At 46.2% G+C, this 21,637-nt stretch carries 19 protein-coding genes; 12 read left to right on the forward strand and 7 right to left on the reverse strand.

Annotated features, from left to right (window positions below; translation table 11 throughout):
• Positions 1–26 precede the first annotated feature (26 nt).
• Entirely contained in the window at positions 27–776 is a 750-nt protein-coding gene (locus ACHFJ9_RS15300; protein ID WP_256951844.1) for a tRNA-uridine aminocarboxypropyltransferase, read from the forward strand.
• 173 nt (positions 777–949) lie between these two features.
• Positions 950–1,858, forward strand: coding sequence for an N-acetylglucosamine kinase (gene nagK / locus ACHFJ9_RS15305; RefSeq protein ID WP_395357387.1), 909 nt, complete (start codon positions 950–952; stop codon positions 1,856–1,858).
• Between the two features lie 204 nt (positions 1,859–2,062).
• On the opposite strand, the gene ACHFJ9_RS15310 is transcribed toward nagK, so the two are convergent.
• From ACHFJ9_RS15310 to ACHFJ9_RS15335, 6 genes are all read right to left on the reverse strand, one after another.
• Positions 2,063–2,329, reverse strand: coding sequence for a DUF2960 domain-containing protein (locus tag ACHFJ9_RS15310; protein ID WP_005377584.1), 267 nt, complete (start codon positions 2,327–2,329; stop codon positions 2,063–2,065).
• A gap of 74 nt (positions 2,330–2,403) precedes the next feature.
• On the reverse strand, positions 2,404–4,182 hold the full coding sequence (locus ACHFJ9_RS15315) for a bifunctional molybdopterin-guanine dinucleotide biosynthesis adaptor protein MobB/molybdopterin molybdotransferase MoeA (protein WP_104969466.1): 1,779 nt from the start codon (positions 4,180–4,182) through the stop codon (positions 2,404–2,406).
• Entirely contained in the window at positions 4,179–4,766 is a 588-nt protein-coding gene (mobA, locus tag ACHFJ9_RS15320) for a molybdenum cofactor guanylyltransferase MobA (protein WP_395357390.1), read from the reverse strand. The genes ACHFJ9_RS15315 and mobA overlap by 4 nt, the downstream gene beginning before the upstream one ends.
• A complete protein-coding gene (locus ACHFJ9_RS15325) occupies positions 4,744–5,463 on the reverse strand; it encodes an energy-coupling factor ABC transporter ATP-binding protein (protein WP_025796368.1) in 720 nt (239 codons plus the stop codon). Before ACHFJ9_RS15325 ends, mobA begins: the two co-directional genes overlap by 23 nt.
• 50 nt (positions 5,464–5,513) lie before the next feature.
• Positions 5,514–6,212, reverse strand: a complete 699-nt coding sequence (locus ACHFJ9_RS15330; RefSeq protein ID WP_005396188.1) for an ABC transporter permease — start codon at positions 6,210–6,212, stop codon at positions 5,514–5,516.
• 6 nt (positions 6,213–6,218) lie between these two features.
• Complete coding sequence (locus ACHFJ9_RS15335; protein ID WP_258640067.1) at positions 6,219–7,037, reverse strand: substrate-binding domain-containing protein; 819 nt, start codon at positions 7,035–7,037, stop codon at positions 6,219–6,221.
• A 333-nt stretch (positions 7,038–7,370) separates the two neighbouring features.
• Between ACHFJ9_RS15335 and ACHFJ9_RS15340 the strand changes: the two genes are divergently transcribed.
• The 3 genes from ACHFJ9_RS15340 to ACHFJ9_RS15350 all read left to right on the forward strand — a co-directional run bounded on the left by ACHFJ9_RS15340 (position 7,371) and on the right by ACHFJ9_RS15350 (position 12,661).
• Positions 7,371–8,822, forward strand: coding sequence for a sigma-54-dependent transcriptional regulator (locus tag ACHFJ9_RS15340; RefSeq protein ID WP_005396186.1), 1,452 nt, complete (start codon positions 7,371–7,373; stop codon positions 8,820–8,822).
• Positions 8,812–10,851 (forward strand): cache domain-containing protein, encoded by a 2,040-nt coding sequence (locus ACHFJ9_RS15345; RefSeq protein WP_269042942.1) that lies wholly within the window; start codon positions 8,812–8,814, stop codon positions 10,849–10,851. The genes ACHFJ9_RS15340 and ACHFJ9_RS15345 overlap by 11 nt, the downstream gene beginning before the upstream one ends.
• Positions 10,852–11,068: 217 nt before the next feature.
• A complete protein-coding gene (locus ACHFJ9_RS15350) occupies positions 11,069–12,661 on the forward strand; it encodes an ABC-F family ATPase (RefSeq protein WP_012841837.1) in 1,593 nt (530 codons plus the stop codon).
• A 362-nt stretch (positions 12,662–13,023) separates the two neighbouring features.
• Here the strand turns inward: ACHFJ9_RS15350 and ACHFJ9_RS15355 are convergent, their stop codons facing one another.
• Positions 13,024–13,857, reverse strand: coding sequence for a formate dehydrogenase accessory sulfurtransferase FdhD (locus ACHFJ9_RS15355; protein WP_395357394.1), 834 nt, complete (start codon positions 13,855–13,857; stop codon positions 13,024–13,026).
• A gap of 325 nt (positions 13,858–14,182) precedes the next feature.
• Here ACHFJ9_RS15355 and ACHFJ9_RS15360 point away from each other — a divergent pair, with 325 nt between their 5' ends.
• The 7 genes from ACHFJ9_RS15360 (at position 14,183) to fdh3B (ending at position 21,632) form a co-directional block, all read left to right on the forward strand.
• The gene (locus tag ACHFJ9_RS15360) at positions 14,183–14,647 is read left to right on the forward strand and encodes a DUF3305 domain-containing protein (protein ID WP_005396177.1); all 465 of its coding nucleotides are present in this window, start codon (positions 14,183–14,185) and stop codon (positions 14,645–14,647) included.
• Entirely contained in the window at positions 14,637–15,266 is a 630-nt protein-coding gene (locus ACHFJ9_RS15365; RefSeq protein WP_176319466.1) for a DUF3306 domain-containing protein, read from the forward strand. Before ACHFJ9_RS15360 ends, ACHFJ9_RS15365 begins: the two co-directional genes overlap by 11 nt.
• A 308-nt stretch (positions 15,267–15,574) precedes the next feature.
• The gene (locus tag ACHFJ9_RS15370; protein WP_301639350.1) at positions 15,575–17,236 is read left to right on the forward strand and encodes a 4Fe-4S dicluster domain-containing protein; all 1,662 of its coding nucleotides are present in this window, start codon (positions 15,575–15,577) and stop codon (positions 17,234–17,236) included.
• A gap of 9 nt (positions 17,237–17,245) precedes the next feature.
• On the forward strand, positions 17,246–17,872 hold the full coding sequence (locus ACHFJ9_RS15375; protein ID WP_005495048.1) for a molecular chaperone: 627 nt from the start codon (positions 17,246–17,248) through the stop codon (positions 17,870–17,872).
• 73 nt (positions 17,873–17,945) lie between these two features.
• The gene (locus ACHFJ9_RS15380; RefSeq protein WP_005396171.1) at positions 17,946–18,146 is read left to right on the forward strand and encodes a twin-arginine translocation signal domain-containing protein; all 201 of its coding nucleotides are present in this window, start codon (positions 17,946–17,948) and stop codon (positions 18,144–18,146) included.
• A 10-nt stretch (positions 18,147–18,156) separates the two neighbouring features.
• Positions 18,157–21,012, forward strand: coding sequence for a formate dehydrogenase subunit alpha (locus ACHFJ9_RS15385; protein WP_005453899.1), 2,856 nt, complete (start codon positions 18,157–18,159; stop codon positions 21,010–21,012).
• A gap of 11 nt (positions 21,013–21,023) precedes the next feature.
• Positions 21,024–21,632, forward strand: coding sequence for a formate dehydrogenase FDH3 subunit beta (fdh3B, locus tag ACHFJ9_RS15390; protein WP_005377536.1), 609 nt, complete (start codon positions 21,024–21,026; stop codon positions 21,630–21,632).
• Positions 21,633–21,637 lie beyond the last annotated feature (5 nt).

The following is a 21,637-nucleotide window of genomic DNA, read 5'->3' on the forward strand; positions in this document are numbered from 1 at the left end:
CTAATTTTTACTTGGCATTACTTACCATGAGAATTCACGCTTTCCACCGTTTATATCAGTACCGACAATCTATCTCAACCAAGCCTTTCAACGCGCGTGGATGTAAAGTGGTCCGTTGTCAATATTGCCAGGTTTCTGAGCAACACTGTTTGTGCGATCTTCAGCCAAACATCAAGGCTAATATTGCATGTATGTTGATTGTTTCTGAAAACGAAGTATTTAAGCCAAGTAATACCGGTCGTCTAATAGCTGATACGATTCAAGAGACTTACGTGTATCAATGGAATCGAACAGAGCCGTCTGAGGAGATGCTGGATCTATTACAGGATGACAACTACCAACCAGTGATTGTATTTCCTGCAGACTATGTGGATGACCCATCTCGTTTAATTGAAGATCTGGAGCCTGCGCGATTAATAAACGAAGAGGCTCAGAACAAAAAATGGTTGCTGATCTTTATTGATGGTAGCTGGCGTGAGGCACGAAAAATTTTCCGTCGCTCTGAGTTTTTACAGTCTCTACCAGTTTTATCTATCGAGCCGGAGTGTTTATCAGAATACATCATGCGCCGTTCTGAGAACGAGCAGCATCTTTCGACCGCCGAAGTTGCGACTTTAGTTTTGAAACAAGCCGGTGAGAACAAAGCATCGGAATGCCTTCAATTGTGGTTTGAAGCCTTTAGAGAAACCTACATGTTGACCAAGACCCGAGTCAAAAACGATCCCAACCGACCGCATTTAAAACGTTTCAAAGAGTGGGTGAAAACCGAGAGCTGACTCTAAGGAATGAACTTTTGTTGATGGCATGTTGTTCAACTGGCTGCGGTGAGGGTATAAATCTGCATTCGGTCACGGTTTGCAGGCGTACAGATATGGATAATGCCACTAGTTTATACTTTTGACTCCAGCCATTTTTGGAGTCGTTTAAGCATTTTTTAGGAGAGAAATACATGTATTACGGCTTTGATGTCGGTGGCACTAAAATTGAATTTGGTGCATTTAACGAGAAGCTTGAGCGTGTAGCGACGGAACGTGTACCTACACCAACAGACAACTACGAGCTGCTGGTTGATACCATTGCGGTATTGGTTAACAAATACGATGCAGAGTTTGGTTGCGAAGGCACAATTGGTCTTGGCCTACCAGGCATGGAAGACGCAGACGATGCAACGGTATTAACAGTTAACGTTCCTGCGGCGAAAGGCAAACCACTGCGCGCGGATCTTGAAGCGAAAATAGGTCGCAGCGTAAAGATTGAAAACGATGCGAACTGTTTTGCGCTATCAGAAGCATGGGACGAAGAGCTTCAAGATGAGCCTTCTGTACTTGGTTTGATCCTAGGCACTGGTTTTGGAGGCGGTTTTATCTACGATGGTAAAGTTTTCTCTGGTCGTAACCACGTAGCAGGTGAGGTGGGCCATACTCGTTTACCTATCGATGCTTGGTTCCACTTAGGCGAAAACGCACCTCTATTGGGCTGTGGCTGTGACAAGAAGGGGTGTTTAGACAGTTACCTTTCTGGTCGAGGCTTCGAGCTGCTCTACGCCCATTACTACGGTGAAGAGAAGAAAGCGATCGACATCATTAAAGCGCACGCAGAAGGTGAGGCGAAAGCTGTTGAGCACGTTGAGCGTTTTATGGAGTTGCTGGCTATCTGTTTTGCAAACATCTTTACAGCGACTGACCCACATGTTGTTGTGCTGGGTGGTGGTCTTTCCAACTTCGAATTGATTTACGAAGAGATGCCAAAACGTATTCCTAAGTACCTGCTTTCTGTCGCGAAGTGTCCGAAGATCATCAAAGCAAAACACGGTGATTCAGGTGGTGTACGTGGCGCTGCGTTCCTAAACATCAAGTAGTGACTGAAACCTTACTCGATATAAAGTAAGAAGAAATTTAAAGCCCCGTTTAGACCATCAAGGTAAAACGGGGCTTTTTATTTATATATCGAAGTAACTCATATTCCTAAGTAATTTCGGTATGCTCGGGTATAGAGCACGAACAAAAGTAGCATGCATAAAAAAACTCGCGACGAATCGCGAGTTTTCTGTTTACAGCTAAGCTTATTTGTTCTTTTTGCCTACGCCCAGGTTTTCTTTTTGAGCTAGGGTGATTTTGCTAAAGCCTAATTTTCTGAAGTAGTTATCGCGGTAGTTTCGTACCGCTTTAGTGTCAGACACTGCTTCGATTTGTTGCTCCATCTTTAGGAACTCAGTGATATCGATACCTTCTGCTTCTGCAACCGCTTCTTGAATGTTGCGGTGCTGCTGGTATGAGAACGTCAGTTCTTTGTCTTGGTCTTTGTAAGTGTAAAGAATGGTGCGAGCCATAGCTGTCTCTCTGAAAAGGTTTCTGTATTAAATAAAAAGGCCAGACTCGCTGACCTTTGAATTTCTAGTTTGGGCTAGATTCTGCCTTGAAGTGGGATAATTGTCACGCTTTCTCCCGCTTTTACTGTATCAATAGCTGGGGAGATTTCGATCAAACAGTTCGCCTCACTCATTGAGCGCAAAATGCCAGAGCCTTGCTTGCCTGTTGTACGAACGGTTAAACGGCCAGTGTCATCCAGTTCATAGATTCCTCGACTAAACTCGGTACGACCTTGTCGAGAGCGAAGATTCTCAGTTGCGATGGCATTCACTTTCAGAGGCTTCCAGCCTTGTTCGCCTTGCATCTTACGCAGTGCAGGCTCAACAAAATTAATGAAAGAGACCATCACGGCAACAGGGTTGCCCGGCAGACCAAAGAACGGCTTGTTGTTGATTTGACCAAACGCGAGTGGACGTCCCGGACGCATGTTGATTCGCCAAAAATCGATTTGACCAAGTTTATCTAAGGCAAGTTTGATGTAATCCGCATCACCAACGGATACGCCACCAGAAGTCATAACCACGTCCGCTTGCGCCGATGCGTTTTCCAACGCTTCAATCATTAACTGTTCGTTGTCTTCCAGAATACCGAAATCCAAGATCTCGCAGCCGAGCTTTTCAAGCATGCCCATGATGGTAAAACGGTTGGAATCGTAGATAGAATTCGCTTTTTGCTCTGTTCCCGGCGCTTGTACTTCGTCACCGGTGGAGAACACGGCAACTTTCAATTTGCGGAACACATTCGCTTCACCAAAACCGAGAGAAGCGATCATGCCCATTTCTGGAGAGGCTAGGCGAGTGCCTGCGGTAAAGACGTCACTGCCGATAACGAGATCTTCACCTGCTTGACGAACGTTTTGGCCTGCTTTGATATTCGCACCGTTAAAGGTGACCTTGTCACCTTCTTGAGAGGCTTGCTCACGCATGACCACTGTGTCGCCGTTAAGTGGTGTCGGTGCGCCGGTCATGATCTTCACCGCTTGACCAACTTCCAGAGGCTGATCGTAAGCATGGCCCGCCATCACTTCAGCAATCACTTGGTAGCTATCGCGGTCAACATCATCACTGCGGATGGCATAACCGTCCATCGCAGAGTTGGTGTACTGCGGCACGTTTACTGGTGAAATGATATGTTCCGCGAGAACGCGGCCATAGGCGTTTTCAATCTTGCATGCTTCTATTTCCGAAACCGTGTTCACCAAAGAAAGGATTTTTTCTTGGCCTTGAACCACAGAAAGGAAAGCCGGAGAAAGTGTGTCGCAACATGCGGCGTCTTTCTCTTTAGATTTTGGTGCTTTTGCATCTTGAACGTATTGAAGAACAAATTGAGCGATGGCATCCAAATCATTGATGTTCATTTGAGGGAGCTCAGAATCTAACTCCGCACTGTCGGAAGCGATAGCAATGATGTTTTCATCGTGAGGGTAAAGCCAAGGTTTACCCACTTCTTCACGGTGCAATTCAATTTTAGGAAACGCGATGTTTTTACAGCCTTCGACCAAAACTACATCGAGCTTGTCTTCATCAAAACGTGTTAATAGGTATTCAAACTCTGCTTCGGCTTCTGGCGTTTCTGTCATTAACGCAAAACGGTTGCGAGAAGCAATCAGCATTTGAGACGCGCCGGCTTTGCGTAAACGGTAGCTGTCTTTACCCGGCTTATCGACATCGAAGTTGTGATGAGCATGTTTTAGCATGCCAATGCGTAAACCTGCTTCAGTCAGCTTTGGCAATAGCGCTTCAAGTAGCGTGGTTTTGCCTGTGCCTGAATAAGCTGCAAAACCAAGAATAGGGATGTTTAGCGTGTGTTTCATGATTCTAATTGTCCAAATTGCGCCAGTTCTTCCGGAGTGTTCAAGTTGACGAAACAGTTTGGTGAGTCGCTAAAGTCAACGTAACTGGTGTTGCACTCTTTGTAGAGCAGAATGATTTTGCGGTCGCCACGTTCTAAAAATGCGGTGAGTTTTGGCAGTACGCGTTTGTGGTAGAGCGTGAAAACAGGTTGCTGATGGTCACCATCATGAGCGACCAAAATATCGCTGTCTTCTTTGGCGGCTTGGCAGAAACGCTCGACAAGGTCGGTGTTAATTTGTGGGCTATCGCAAGGTACAAATCCAACCCAGTCAGTTTCAGCATGCATCAAACCCGCGTGAATACCGCCCATAGGTCCAGGGAAATCTTTGAATTTATCACTAAATACGAAACCAAATTTGCTGTACGCATCTTGGTTTCGGTTGGCATTAATTAAAATGCGTGGTGTTTGTGGAGATAAACGTTCAATAACGTGTTCGATGAGTGGCTTCTGATTTAATTCAATCAGACCTTTATCTTTTCCACCCATACGGCTGGCTTGGCCACCAGCCAAAATGACCCAACTAGTTTGTGTTGGTTGAAGCATATGCATTCTCTTGGGATGTTTCTTTTGGTATGACATACAACAGAGGAGACTCTATCAAAGTCTTGTCTTTAATCCACCACTGTTTTTTACACAAGTCGGTCAGTGCGTTGGTTTGATGGCTTGTCACCACAATACTGGAACCACGATCCAAAAGATCTTTCGCCATCACCACCAATCGTTCAATGGATTCTTGGTCTAAAGACGCACTTGGCTCATCCATCAATAAAATCGACGGTTTTAAGATCCAAGCCCTTGCCATGGCAACGCGCTGTTTTTCACCGCCGGACAACACGGAAATATGTTCGTCCGCTAAGGTTTCTAAACCTACCATGCGCAGCGCGTGAATAACTTGAGCTCGCTTATCTTTTGGTGTGTCTTGTTGATATTTCAATCCATAAACTACGTTCTCATATACAGTGCCGTCAAAAAGGTAAGGAGACTGATGGAGATAAATCACATCGACACGACCATTGCGACGCGTCAGTCTTTTCAGCCACGTATCTTTTGGCGCAACAACATCGCCAGTAGAAGGTTTGAGCAAGCCGGCAAGGATTTTGAGTAGGGTAGTTTTGCCCACACCATTGTCCCCCTTGAGATAAATGGCATCATTTGGGCCGATGGCTAACTCAGGGATGTGGAAAAGCACACGCTCTTTAAAGCGCATGGATAACTGCTCGGCGGTGATTTTTATAGTCATAATGCGCCTCTACATGGGGTTAATGGTGAGTCGTTTGTTTGCTTCATGTTCTATGTTCTGAGGTAGCCTTTGCCTCTCATGCTTGATAAGAAGAAGTTTAGTGCCAACGCTAAAGATAGTAATACAATTCCTAATGCAACTCCTTGCGCAAAAGCACCTTTGCTGCTTTCCATTGCGATAGCAGTGGGAATATTGCGCGTCACGCCCATAATGTTTCCGCCTACCATCATTGAGCAGCCCACCTCGGTTACGATACGTGAGAACCCTGCAATGATAGCTGCGAGTAGAGGAAAGCGGGTTTCCCAAATCATCGTAGCGGCCACGCGCGGAATGGAGACGCCTAGCGTGATGGCAGTTTCCACAGCGCGACGGTCGCTAGATTGCAATGCACCATGCATCATCGATACCAAAACAGGGAAACAGATCACCATTTGGCCGAAGATCATCGCCTTCTGAGTGAACAGCATTTGCCAGTCTCCCCAAGGGCCAGCGCGCGACAGCAACATGTACAGCAACAGGCCAATCACGACGGTAGGGACCGCTTGCAGCGTATTCACGATCGACAACAAAAACCATTTACCGCGAAAGTCGGTATACGCCAGTACAAAGGACATCAAAATAGCCGGCAATACCACTAAAGATATTGCCGTGATAGAAACACTAAAGGAGACCGCAACGATCTCCCATAGGTCTGCATCAAAATTCACCAGTAAGCGAAGCGCTTCCAGTGTTGTATCAGCAAGATTCATATTGCGTTATTTGCTCTCAGCATTCGCAACAAACAGTTGTTTACCGTTTAGGCGGAAACCATTGATAAGTTCCTGTCCGCGAGGGTTCACCAACCAATCACTGAATGCTTTCGCGCCTTGGTAGTTGATTGTTGGGTAACGCTCAGGATTAACAAGAATAACTTGGTACGGATTAAACAGTTTTTCATCGCCTTGGAACAGAATTTCTAGATCCAATTTGTTTTGATAAGCCAACCATGTGCCGCGGTCTGTCATGGTGTAGCCTTGCATTTCAGACGCCATGTTCAGAGTTGGGCCCATACCTTGACCTACGCTGCGGTAACCGCCAAAGTTTGGTTCGATTTTAGTTTGAGCCCAGAAGCCCATTTCTTTTTTGTGCGTACCAGAATCATCGCCGCGAGAGATGAACGTTGCGTTTTTGTTTGCGATCTCTTTGAATACATCTAACACGCTTTCGTCATTTTTGATTTTTGCTGGGTCAGCTTTCGGGCCAACAATTACAAAGTCGTTATACATCAGTTTACGAGGTAGAACGCCGTAGCCTTTCTCAACGAATGTGCCTTCGGCTTTTGGTGCGTGTGTCATCACCAAATCTACGTCACCGTTTTCGCCCATTTTTAAGGCCTTGCCAGTACCCGCAGCGATAACATCGACTTTGTAGCCCGTATCTTTCTCAAATTGTGGAAGCAGGTAATCAAGTAACCCTGAATGGTAAGTACTGGTAGTGGTTGCTAGGCGAACGTGCTCGCCATCTTGAGCGGAAAACGCAGAGTAACTTACAAGCGTGATTGACGTCGCAGCCAGAGTTAGCGCAATTTTTTTCATTTTTATGTGTTCCTTTCCAATGATTCTTTGGCTTTTCTCCCGATGTATTGGGAGAGGCCTCTTGGGCGAGAGCGATTAGTTCAAAGTGCAAGTTGTCTTAGGGTGTTGGAATAACAAACACCAACATCCTGAGATCACTTAAATACGCCCTGTAGCCACCTTATAGCAAACAAGATGCCAACCTTTTACAAGCTAAAATTGCTCGATTTATGCACTAAATCATGGGGTTATTTGCACAAAAGTTTGCGTTGGTACAAAATGTCGCACTTTTTGTAGGGTATCTCTGTTTAAACTTGGTACACTCTGTCCCATCCGAAGCCATCTGGGGTAAATATGTCTACTCAATCCCATATTAGTACAAACCAACAATATAACGCCTTTTCCGTACTGGTCGTTGATGATGAATTGGGCATGCAAGCCATTTTGAAAAAGGCATTGGGGAAGCTTTTCTCACATGTCGACACTGCTGGCAGCATCGAAGAAGCAGAGCAACTGCGTAATTCTCGACATTATGATCTGATTTTACTGGATATTAATCTGCCGGGGCGCTCTGGGATTGAGTGGGAAGAAGCGTTTGAAGATGACGACAAACGTGCCGATGTGATCTTCATGACGGGCTATGCGGATTTAGAGATTGCTATTCGCGCACTTCAACTTGGTGCTTCTGACTTTATCCTAAAGCCCTTCAACCTAGAACAAATGCTAAAAGCGGTCAGCCGCTGTATGGATCGCCGTTTGAACGAGCGCATGCAGTACGCCATGAAGCGCGATTACCAACGTCACAATACCTCCGAGATCATCGGTGGTTCAGAAAAAACGCGTCAGCTTAAGCAGCTTATTAACCAGTTTGCACCGTCGCGTGCTTCTGTTTTGGTCGAAGGTGAGTCGGGTACGGGTAAAGAGCTGGTTGCGCGAGGTATTCACCAAGCGAGTGGGCGAACGGGCCCATTTGTGCCAATCAACTGTGGCGCCATTGCGCCAGAACTACTTGAAAGTGAGTTATTTGGTCATACATCGGGCGCGTTTACCGGTGCGAAAAAATCTCGTGAAGGTTTGTTCCGCGTAGCAAATGGCGGCACCTTGTTCCTCGATGAAATTGGGGAAATGCCACTTGCAATGCAAGCCTCGCTGTTACGCGTTTTGGAGCAGCGTACTATCCGCCCTGTTGGTTCAGAAAAAGAAATCAGCATTGATGTCCGTATCGTTGCTGCCACCAACCGAAACCTGCAAGAAGAGGTCAACCAAGGCAACTTCCGCAGTGACCTGTATTACCGTTTGAATGTGCTCAAAATCGAAGTGTGTCCGCTGCGAGAGCGCAAAACCGACTTATTTGAGTTAGTGCCATTTTTCAGCAACATGCTGACGCGGGAGCTTGGTATGCCTGCGCCAAAATGGGCGCACGAAGATATGGAAGCGATGAGCGAGTACGATTGGCCAGGCAATATTCGTGAACTGAAAAACTTGATTGAGCGATGCATTTTGCTTGGCAAACCGCCTGCGCATTATTGGCGGGAGCTAAATGGTGGACACTCATTGCCTAATGTGTCGATTACTGTTTCTCATTCTGCTGAACTACCGACGTTTAAAGAAGGTAGAGAGTTCACAGGTGAGGGGTATCCAAACAACTGGACACTGAAAGAAGTCGAAAAAGCGCATATAAAACAGGTTGTTAACTTGCACGAAGGCAACAAGTCAGCCGCTGCTCGTGATTTAGGCGTGGCACGTAAGACCTTAGAACGTAAGTATAAAGAATGGGATTCTGAGGATGAGGAATATGCCGACTAACGGCCCACAGCACAAAGGATTGTCGAAATGGACGCACCGTTTTAAAACCATGGTGCGTTATCGCTTATTATTTTTAACTTCCGCACCTATCTTTCTGACTTTGATAGCCCTGATCGGGATTACCATTTATTGGTCCATCCATTATACGTGGCAAAATGCACTGCTGGATGTTTCTGAACGTCTTGGTGTTGCGAATAACAGCGTAACGTTGTTACAGCAAAAGCAATCGAATTACGTACGTGCGTTTGCTGACTCATACGATTTTCGTATTCGCATCAATCAAGGGATACCGCAAGATGAGCTGCAAAAGTGGGTCACTGAGCAGAAGAAAAGATATGCTTTAGATTTTCTCTCTTTCCAACGCGTCAACTCGATGGAAAACAAATTCCGCTTTATGGATCTCACTAAGCGAGAATCGTTTTTTGATGTACTCAATAAAGAAGAACTCGAACGCCTCGATCCTGAACTCGCTAAACGAGCGGAAGTGCCTATTCTTGCCGATGGGGGCATGGAAGCACGTGGGCTAGTCAGTCGAACAGTGATTCCTGTGCATAGCCAAACGAATGATTTGATCGGCTTTCTTGATGGTGGTTTGCTTCTCAATAACAGCACTGTATTGGTAGATCAAATTCGCGACTTAATCTATCTCAGCGATAATGATCGCCTTCGTCCCGTTGGCACATTGACCGTATTTCTTGATGATTTGCGTGTAAGCACCAATGTTCCTCTAGACAGCGAGCATAGGCTAGGGCGCGCCATAGGCACTCGCGTGAGCGCAGAAGTGTATAACCAAGTACTTTCAAAAGGTGAGCAGTGGGTTGACCGAGCCTATGTGTATGACGCTTGGTATATTACGGCGTATCAACCGATCAAAGACCAATACGACAACGTCATTGGTATGCTTTATACCGGTTACCTCATGTGGCCATTCGTTAAAGCCTACATGACCAACATTGCAGAAATTAGCTTGATTACCATTATGTTATTGCTGGTTTCCGGCGTGATGGTATATCGCGGTTCTTATGATCTGTTTCGACCGATCGAACGCATCCATAAAGTGGTGAAGCAGGTCCAACAAGGTAAAGAAAAACGGATTGGTCCGTTGGGATTGGATGCCGATCATGAACTTGCGCAGTTAGCCAGACAGTTTGATGATATGTTAGACGCGCTAGAGGAGCGCAAAATTGAACTGAAGAACTCCGCAGCGCAACTTGAATGCAAAGTTCAAGAGCGTACGGCAAGCCTTAGAGAAAAAACCCAAGATCTAGAGCTGCATATTCAATTGCTTAACCAAACTCGCGACAAACTCGTTGTTCATGAAAAACTGGCAGCACTGGGAGAACTCACCGCGGGGATTGCTCACGAAATCAATAACCCAACCGCCGTGATCCTTGGCAACGTGGAGTTGATCCACTTTGAGTTGGGTGACGATGCAAGTCGAGTACAAGAAGAGATTGATGCGATTCACGCGCAAATCGACCGTATTCGCAATATCACGCGCAGTTTATTGCAATACAGTCGCCAGGGCGGTGTTCAAGATGAAATCACTTGGCAACATGTCAATCCTATCATTGATGAAAGCATCACCTTGGTTAAAACGGGCACCAAGAAACGCGACGTCGAGTTTGTGACTGACCTACAAGCACATACGTCCGTTGAGATAAACCGCCATCATTTGCTACAAATCTTAGTTAACCTGCAAATGAACGCCATTCACGCAATGAACGGCAAAGGCACTTTAACCGTAGTCAGTGAAGACTGGATTGACGAGGGAGAAGTGAAAGGAGCCGCGATTCATGTTATTGACGAGGGTTGCGGTATTAAGCCAGAAAACTTGAATCGAATCTTCTCACCATTTTACACGACGAAGCGAGAGGGTACTGGATTGGGACTGTCGGTCTCCCAAAGTATTCTTAGCCAAACGGGTGGTGAGCTAAAAGCCGAGTCGGAATGGGGAAAGGGCAGTAAATTCAGTATTTATTTACCTAAAAAAGCCGAGCTGATCCTAGAGGTGACGAACATAGCTTAGTCACTTTTGGGAAGTATTAATGAAAAAAGAGCCAGTGATGATGCTGGCTCTTTTTTGTATTCAATGACGCATTTGTGCTTAAGCTTTTTTCTTTGAAGAAGCACTGCGATGGTTTCACTAGCGATGAATTAATAAAAACAACACTTGCAGTATGTAGCATGAACAAGTACCGTTGCCCGGTTTTTCTAAATACACCCCAATTGCTAAGGTAAAGGTTTTGATCTCCACAGCGAATATTACTCAACAATTCGGCGCTAAGCCGCTATTCGAAAACATTTCAGTTAAGTTCGGCGAAGGTAATCGCTACGGCTTAATTGGAGCTAACGGTTGTGGTAAATCAACCTTTATGAAGATCCTCAGCGGCGAGCTTGAGCAAACCAGCGGTAACGTGAGTTACGATCCAAACGAGCGCGTTGCAAAACTAAACCAGGACCAGTTCGCTTACGAAGAATTTACGGTAATCGATACCGTTATCATGGGTCATAAAGAGCTATGGGAAGTGAAGAAAGAGCGTGACCGTATCTACTCACTTGCTGAAATGAGTGAAGAAGACGGCATGAAAGTGGCTGACCTAGAAGTTCAGTTTGCGGAAATGGACGGCTACATGGCAGAAGCAAAAGCGGGCGAGCTTCTTCTTGCGGTGGGTATTCCAATGGAGCAGCACTTCGGCCTAATGAGTGAAGTGGCGCCGGGCTGGAAACTTCGTGTGCTTCTAGCGCAAGTTCTATTCGCAGACCCAGACGTTATGCTGCTTGACGAACCTACCAACAACTTGGACATGGATACGATCCGTTGGTTGGAAGACACGCTAAATGCGCGTAACTGCACCATGATCATCATCTCGCACGACCGCCACTTCCTAAACTCAGTATGTACGCACATGGCGGACTTGGATTACGGTGAACTGCGCATTTACCCAGGTAACTATGATGAGTACATGACAGCAGCTTCTCAAGCTCGTGAACGTCTATTAAACGACAACGCGAAGAAGAAAGCACAAATTGCTGAGCTACAAACGTTCGTTGCACGTTTCTCAGCAAACGCATCGAAAGCAAAACAAGCGACATCTCGTGCTAAGCAAATCGACAAGATCAAACTGGATGAAGTTAAAGCGTCTAGCCGTCAAAACCCATTCATTCGTTTCGAACAGTCGAAAGAGCTGTTCCGTAACGCTCTGATTGTTGAAAACCTAAGCCAAGGTTTCGAAGAGGACTTGTTCTCAGACTTCAATGCAATTTTTGAAGTGGGTGAGCGCGTTGCGATCATCGGTGAGAACGGTGTGGGTAAAACAACACTTCTAAACACGCTTGCTGGTGTGCTTGAACCGCGTGCGGGTGAGTACAAATGGTCTGAAAACTCAAACATCGGTTACTACGCGCAAGACCACGCGCATGACTTTGCAGAAGACATGAACCTAACGGATTGGATGGGTCAATGGCGTCAAGAAGGTGATGACGAGCAAGTCGTTCGTGGTTTCCTTGGTCGTATGCTGTTTGGTCAAGACGACATTAAAAAGTCAGTAAAAGTACTGTCTGGTGGTGAGCAAGGTCGTATGCTGCTTGGTAAGCTGATGATGCACAAGCCAAACATGCTGCTAATGGACGAACCTACCAACCACATGGATATGGAATCGATTGAATCTTTGAACACCGCGCTTGAGCAATACAAAGGCACGTTGTTCTTCGTATCTCACGACCGTGTATTCGTAGACTCGCTAGCAACGCGTATTATCGAAATCCGCGATGGCAAGATCACGGACTTCAAAGGCACGTACTCTGAGTTCCTAAAATCTCGTGGCGTTGACGCGTAATTACTCGCAAAGCGTTTAAAAAGCAAAAGCCTCGCTATTTAGCGAGGCTTTTTATATTGGTCTTAATCCTTAAACTGACCGGTTATATACGCATATATGCCGACGACACCAAATGTAATGATCATTGAGAGCATGATGCCACTGGGCGTGAGCAAAAAATTCCACAGTTGGTCATTGTCCATAGTTCACATCCTTTGTGAATGAGCTGTAGTTAGCATCAATTAAAGCAAGCGTTGTTATTGCTACAACACATGTTGCTATTTCTGACTTATATCGTTTAATTAAGCCTTCATAACGTGATGATTTACTTATCCCAATTGTTATAAGTTTACACGAATCGACGGTTTTGTATTATTTTCTCGTTAACGAGATGCACTTTCGCCTTTCACATCAAACTCAATCTTGTCGGCTCCGGTAAATACTTGGAAGCGTAAACCTTTTGCTCGCGCAATCGTCGTAATGCCAAATTGTTTCGCAAGATCTAACCCCATTTGAGTAACGCCAGAGCGAGAAAGTAGAACAGGAATGCCCATTTGGGCCACTTTAATCACCATCTCTGAAGTAAGGCGACCAGTTGTGTAGAAAATTTTATCTTCACCTGTTTCTTCTTTGAGCCACATCTCACCTGCAAGCGTATCCACAGCATTGTGGCGGCCGACATCTTCCACAAATGACAACACCTCATTGCCTTTGCAAACCGCACAGCCGTGTACTGCGCCCGCTTTTTTGTAGGTGTCGTTGTAATGAGTTAACGCTTCCAGCGCAGAATAAATTTCTGATTGTTTAAGCGGAACTTGAGGCACTTGGTAGTTCTCAAGTTGTTTCATCACATTGCCATACATGGTGCCTTGACCACAGCCAGATGTGACGGTTTTCTTTTTCAGAGCGCCTTCTAAATGTTCGGTATTTTCTTTAGTAATCACCGCTGCGGAATGCGTTTCCCAGTCAATAATGACGGATTCAATCGCTGCTGGATCAGACAGGAAGCTTTGGTTTTTTAAATAACCCAGTACCAGCGCTTCAGGACGCGAACCTAGCGTCATGAGCGTGACCACTTCTTTCCAGTTCAGCATGACCGTAAGAGGGCGCTCGCACGCGATTTGCTTTGTCAGTTTTTCGCCGTACTCGTCGTACACGTCGACTTCAATGGTTTGCAGGGGATTTTCACTGGTTTTAATAATATTTGATTTCAGCACAGTCGTGTCCTAGTGATTAAGAGCGTTAGGTTGCTAAGCATTTAGCTTGCTAAGTGGTTAGCAAAGCAAATCTCGTTCCAAAATAGCGGTTCCCACAATAATTGCGAGGTTTTATGCCAACAACGCATTAAAACTGCGAGTTCGCAGTAATGACACATCAGTACATTTGAGTTTCGGCTAGTTTGGTACTTATAGCCAGAGGACATGAATAGGCTAAACTTTATCAGTGTGGCTCGTTTATTGCTTATAAGTCAATAAAATGGTCGAAAGTAAGGTCAAAGTGTCCTGCTTGCTTTCAGACCAAAATAGAAAAACTGGGTGAGTTATGTCGGATAAGAAAGATTTCGAGAACAATTACGAGAAGACCGAAGACGCATGGCCAATTGGCGTAGAGCTTGTTGAGCATGAGATCAGTACAGGGATTTGGGTAACAACCCAATGGCAGTTGACGGGGTTTGCGCTAAATCCGACGGAAGAGACTCCCGATGTTTGTCTGTTGCAATTACATAAAGACGAGCGTACAGATTACCGCTTTAACTTAAGCTCTCAGCAACCTAAACTTTTTTTAGTGATGGATAACGTCGAGTCTGGTGAAAAACCAGCGATACAGTTACTAACGGCTTCACAATCTGTCGCGGCGCAATATATGGATGGCGACAACCTTGTACTATCCAACGATATGCCGTTAGCCGTTCAGGCTTGGATGGAAGCCTTTATTGGTCGCCACGGTGAGTTGTTAGAAGTAAGACGTAAGAAACGCAAAGGAGCGGGTAGAGCAAATGGCAACTAGTTTTTTAAGCCGTTGGTCGAAACGTAAATTAGAAGAATCTTCCCAACATGACGAAGAGATCACTCCGATAGCAGAGACGGAGCAATCCGAAGATAGTGTCACAGCGCTTTCAAACGCTGACGAAAGCTCAGACGCTTTGAACGTCAATGAGGTTAGTCAGGCTCCAGACATTACCGCGAGTGTAGAGGCTGAAAAGCCCGAAGAAATGTCTGTGGCGCAACTGCTGGTTTCTGAAGCTTCAGAAAGCGTTAAGAAAGCCGCGCTGCGCAAAATGTTCTTGTCCGAAGAATTTAACGTGCGTGATGGCCTAGACGATTACGATGATGATTACAGTAACTTAAAGTCACTTTCTAAAGACGTCGCAGAGACGCTGCGTGATTGGGTTAAAGAAAAAGTGGAAGAAGAACCAGACGTTGAAACGGCGCAAGGATCTGAGCTCAACGCTGACGATATCGCATCTGAGGTGGTTGAAGACGCAGAACCAAACGCCGAAAAAAGTGCCGGAATTACCCAAGATGAAAGCGAACTGTATATAAACACAGCACCTGGTGAAAGTGATACTTTTTCTGAGGAATCACCGCCTAACGAGGTGAGACAAAATATACCACACAAAGAATAGGTACATTTTGACTAAATACTCAATGAACCGGCTGGGACAAAATGTCTCAACCGGTTTTTTTATCCCTACTATTTGTCGGTAAAATATCTAAGTAATTGAATTTTAGTTGATATTTTATTGGCATGACATTTGCTATTTGTTGCTCAATACCAATCTGGTTGAAGTTAGTCCGGACGCACTGCGTAGTATTCATCGCCTATAGACGGCGGAACAAGAATGCTCATTGATAAGTTAATCAGCAGAATCTCCGGCGCTAACTACACTAAGAGATGGAAAAGACTATCCATGTTCATAAATGGAATTGAGCAATGCTGAAACAATTATTAGAACAAGCAACTTCCAATAACGGTAAAGCGAGGCTGTACGCTTTCGAAAATACCGTAGAGTTGACCAATCTTATTCCACCAACCGTAAGCTATGAAAGCGGCGGTAATACTTTGATTGTGGGTCCAACGGCAATCATCGAAAGTGCGGCAGCGCAATTGTCGCAAATGAACAGCCTAACGCTGCTTTCTACCGATGGCGAAAAGGGAACAAATCCCGAGCTTTACTACGCCAATTCGGTTCAGGTTTCAGGGTTCTTAGGTACGTTTGAAGTTCTCATTGAAAATCATGGTTCGACCAACAATCTTGCCAAGGTCGCGATCAATAGCGATTGTTTCGATATCGTACTCGATCTTTGCCTAAACAGCTGCATGTCGGAAGAAGTACCAGTACCGGGCTACTACCCAGTTGGTCGTGGCTATCCGAAACTGGCTGAAGCGTTGGAAGAAATTCCAACCTTGATGGGGACGTTCGATAAACCGAAATTCTTCCGTTTAGATACCGATCTATGTGCACACAGCTCTCGTGGCGTAAAAGGTTGCGAACGTTGTGTGGATGCTTGTCCGGCAGGGGCACTATCGAGTGAAGGCAGCGACAAAACGGGCCATCGCATCGAGATCAACCCATACCTATGTCAAGGTGTGGGTACTTGTGCTACAGCGTGTCCGACAGAAGCTATTCATTACGCATTGCCAAACCCCGAAGATACGCAAAAGTTTATTGAACGTACGCTAGCCAACTATGAGCAAGCGGGTGGTTTAGATCCTATCGTATTGATTTGTAGTTCTCGCCACGAGAGTTACAACGTGATGGCACTAAAAGCACTGCCAGATAATGTGATTCCAATTGTGGTGGAAGAACTGCCTTCGGTTGGTATAGATACTTGGTTCGCCGCGCTTGTGAACGGTGCTACTCAGGTGCTATTTGCGGCTTCGCGTTTTATGCCTCAAACCATTATTCGTGTGCTGAATAGCGAAGTAGGTATTGCTCAAGAGCTGCTCGACCAGCTTGGTATCGCCAAAGAAACCATCGACATTCTGTATCTAGAATCACTACGTGAAGGTGCTCCGACACTTTGTACCGAGTCTTTTGATTTGGCATTAGGTGATTTGCAAGGTAACAAACGTCAGCGTCTATTTACGGCGTTGGATGCGTTGTCAGCATCACGTATTCCAGTTGAGAACATTGTTGAACTGCCAGCGAACGCACCTTACGGCACGGTTTCTTGTGAAAGTAAAGATTGTACGTTGTGCATGAGCTGTGTGGCGGTGTGTCCAACGCGTGCATTGCATACGGGCGGCCAATCTCCGTCGCTTAAATTCGTCGAGCAAGACTGCATTCAATGTGGGCTGTGCGAGAAAGCGTGTCCAGAGAAAGTGCTGACGCTTACTCCTCGTATGAACTGGGTGAAAGAAGAACGCCAGAAAGCGGTTGTGATTCATGAAGAAAAGGCAGCCGAGTGCATTCGCTGTCACAAGCCTTTTGCTCCGCAATCGATGATCGACATGCTGCAAAACAAGCTTCGTGGTCATTCTCATTTCTCTGATGAAGCTGCCATTAATCGCATCGCCATGTGTGAAGACTGTCGTGTGATCGACATGTTTGAATCGATGGCTGCTGATCCAATGAATCAATTGAAATACTAGGAGCTCGCAGTGGATACACAACAAGAACAAACACTGAGAACGGACATTTATCTCGTTCTATCCGCACTTTTTCGTAGTGCGCCAAGTGATGAAATGCTGGCGTTCCTGAAATCGCTAGAAATTGAACCGTCTGAGAGCGCGATGCAAAAAGCTTGGCTCGCACTGCAACAAGCCGCGAACGAAGCGCAGCGAGAAGCGTTAGAAGAAGAATATCAAGATCTGTTTATTGGCATCGGCCGTGGTGAAGTCGTGCCATTCGGATCTTGGCATCGTACGGGCTCGATGATGGAAAAACCATTAGCGGAAATTCGTCGCGATTTGGATCTTTTAGGCATCGAACGAGAAGAGAACGTGAAAGAGCCTGAAGACCATATTTCTGCACTGTGCGAAGTGATGGCAATGCTGACGGGTGAAGAGGAAGAACTTCAACAAGCGGTGTTTAACAAACACATCGCCCCTTGGTTCCAATCTTTTACGCGCCAACTAGAGAACGCAGAAAGCGTGAACTTCTACAAGCCGGCTGCACAGCTTTGCGATGCATTTTTAACGTTAGAGCAAGTGCGCTTTAGCGTGAACACCAAAAGCAGTAAGAGCAAATTAAAAATTGATGTGAAAAACGTCACTGATTACGAGTAATCGAGCAGTACTTGGTCATATCGATAGAGAGGCATGAGTCTCCAAAGATCTACCGTAAGGTAAGGAAGCAATGATGAAAGATAATAAAGAAATAAACACAAGCCGTAGGGATCTCCTAAAAGGCTTCACAACCGCTGCCGTTGCTGGTGCTGTTGTTGCGGGAACCACAAAAGTGGCCGTTGCTTCAGAAACGGTTGAGCCTTCTGAAAAAGACGTGAAGAAGAAAGGGTATCGTGAAACTCAACACATTCGCGATTACTACGACACACTTTAGGAGATAACGGATGAAACTTGTCAAACGCTCCGACAGTGTGAGCAAAGAAACGAACCAGCTTGGCGTATCTCGTCGTGCATTCATGAAAAACACTTCGCTTGCCGCTGGTGGCGCAGTGGTTGGTGCTAGTCTATTCGCACCGGGAATGATGAAAAAAGCGCAAGCAAAATCAGTCGATCCAGAAGCGAAAACAGAAGTAAAACGTACTATCTGTTCTCACTGTTCAGTGGGTTGTGGTATTTACGCAGAAGTTCAAAATGGTGTTTGGACGGGTCAAGAGCCTGCATTCGACCACCCATTTAACGCCGGTGGTCACTGTGCAAAAGGCGCCGCACTGCGTGAACATGGTCACGGTGAGCGCCGCCTTAAATACCCAATGAAGCTTGAAAACGGTAAGTGGAAAAAGCTTTCTTGGGATCAAGCGATCGAAGAAATCGGTAACAAGGTGATGGACATCCGCAAAGAGTCTGGCCCTGATTCGGTTTACTTCTTGGGAAGCGCAAAGCACAGCAACGAACAAGCGTACTTGTTCCGCAAAATGGCATCACTTTGGGGTACTAACAACGTTGACCACCAAGCGCGTATCTGTCACTCAACAACAGTGGCGGGTGTAGCGAACACTTGGGGTTACGGTGCGATGACCAACTCTTTCAATGACATGCACAACTGTAAGTCGATGTTGTTCATTGGTTCAAACCCAGCTGAAGCTCACCCAGTAGCGATGCAGCACATTCTGATCGCGAAAGAGAAGAACAACTGTAAGATTGTCGTAGCGGATCCTCGTCGTACTCGTACGGCGGCGAAATCTGATCACTATGTATCACTTCGTCCTGGTTCTGACGTAGCATTCATTTGGGGTGTGTTGTGGCACATCTTCGAAAACCAATGGGAAGATAAAGAGTTCATCCGTCAACGTGTATTCGGTATGGATGAAATCCGTGCTGAAGTAGCGAAGTGGACGCCAGCAGAAGTTGAGCGCGTAACAGGCGTAAGCGAAGAAGACGTTTACCAAACAGCAAAACTGCTTTCTGAAAATCGCCCGGGCTGTATTGTTTGGTGTATGGGTGGTACTCAGCATACTACTGGTAACAACAACACACGTGCTTATTGTGTGCTTGAGCTAGCGCTTGGTAACATTGGTAAATCAGGCGGCGGCGCAAACATCTTCCGTGGTCACGATAACGTACAAGGCGCAACCGACCTTGGCGTACTTTCTGACACGCTACCGGGCTACTACGGCCTTTCTGAAGGTGCTTGGCGTCATTGGTCAAAAGTGTGGGAAATCGATTACGAATGGATTAAAGGTCGTTTCGATGACAATGCTTACGGTGGTCAAAAACCAATGAACAGTGCGGGTATTCCTGTATCTCGTTGGGTGGATGGCGTACTGGAAAACAAAGACAACATTCGTCAACGCGAAAACATCCGTGCAATGTTCTACTGGGGTCACGCAGTGAACTCTCAAACACGTGGTGTTGAGATGAAAAAAGCGATGCAGAAGTTGGACATGATGGTGATTGTGGACCCATACCCAACTGTTGCTGCGGTAATGAACGACCGTACCGACGGCGTTTACCTGCTTCCTGCAACAACGCAGTTTGAAACATACGGCAGTGTTACCGCTTCTAACCGCTCTCTGCAATGGCGTGATCAGGTGATTGAACCTTTGTTTGAATCAAAACCTGACCATGAAATCATGTACCTGCTTTCGAAGAAACTGGGCTATTCAGATCTTCTGTTCAAAAACATCCGTGTTGAAAACAACCAGCCGGTGATTGAAGACCTAACGCGTGAATTCAACAAAGGCATGTGGACGATTGGTTACACAGGCCAAAGCCCAGAGCGTTTGAAAGCGCACCAACAAAACTGGCATACGTTCCACAAAACCACATTGGAAGCGGAAGGTGGCCCTGTCAACGGTGAAACCTACGGTCTACCTTGGCCATGTTGGGGTACACCGGAAATGAAACACCCAGGCACCCACATTCTGTACGATACGTCTAAGACGGTTGCAGAAGGTGGTGGTAACTTCCGTACGCGCTTTGGTGTGGAATTCGAAGGCAAGAGTCTTCTTGCAGAAGACAGCTACTCGAAAGGCTGTGAAATCAAAGATGGTTACCCAGAATTCACTGACAAGTTGTTGAAACAACTTGGTTGGTGGGACGACCTAACGGCTGAAGAGAAAGCGGCAGCAGAGGGTAAAAACTGGAAGACTGACCTTTCTGGCGGTATTCAGCGTGTCGCGATCAAGCACGGTTGTATCCCATTTGGTAACGCGAAAGCGCGTGCGATTGTTTGGACGTTCCCAGACCGCGTACCACTGCATCGTGAACCACTGTACACACCACGTCGTGACCTTGTAACGGATTACCCAACTTGGGACGACAAAGATGCGATCTTCCGTGTTCCTACGTTGTATAAATCCATTCAAGAGCAAGACAAATCTGGCGAGTACCCAATCGTTCTGACTTCTGGTCGTCTGGTTGAATACGAAGGTGGTGGTGAAGAGACGCGTTCAAATCCATGGCTTGCCGAGCTTCAACAAGAAATGTTTGTTGAAGTGAATCCGAAAGACGCGAACGACCTTGGTTTCAGAGATGGTGATGATGTTTGGGTTGAAGGTGCAGAGAAGGGACGAATCAAGGTGAAAGCGATGGTAACACGTCGTGTGAAACCTGGCTTGGCGTTCATTCCGTTCCACTTTGGCGGTAAGTTCGAAGGTGAAGACCTACGTCCTAAATACCCAGAAGGCACACAACCTTATGTTGTTGGCGAAGCTGCCAACACGGCAACCACTTACGGTTACGACCCTGTTACTTTGATGCAGGAAACTAAAGTAACCCTATGTAACATTCGTAAAGCGTAAGGAGTCTGACAATGGCACGAATGAAATTCCTATGTGACACCAAGCGCTGTATCGAGTGTAACGGCTGTGTTACTGCATGTAAGAACGAAAACGACGATGCGCTTGAATGGGGCATTCAACGTCGCCGCGTGGTAACACTAAACGATGGTGAAGCCGGTGAAAACTCCATCTCTGTTGCTTGTATGCACTGTACCGATGCGCCTTGTATGGCAGTTTGTCCAGCAGACTGTTTCGAACATACCGAAGACGGCATCGTTCTTCACAATAAAGATCTGTGTATCGGTTGTGGTTACTGTTTGTTTGCTTGTCCGTTTGGCGCACCTCAGTTCCCTAAACAAGAAGCGTTTGGTGAACGTGGCAAAATGGATAAATGTACTTTCTGTGCGGGTGGCCCAGAAACAGAGCCTGGCTCTGAGGAAGAGCGCCAAAAATACGGTGCGAACCGTATCGCAGAAGGCAAGTTACCAATGTGTGCATCGCTTTGTTCAACCAAAGCGCTGCTTGCGGGTGACGCAGAGAAAGTCTCTGACATTTTCCGTCAACGTGTGGTAGAACGCGGCGCGAAAAACGCAGGTTGGACAGACGGAAACGATCTTTCTTACGATGCGACGAAAAGCTAAGTAAG

The organism is Vibrio sp. D3, from assembly GCF_043995865.1.
In the GTDB taxonomy this organism is placed as follows: domain Bacteria; phylum Pseudomonadota; class Gammaproteobacteria; order Enterobacterales; family Vibrionaceae; genus Vibrio; species Vibrio diabolicus.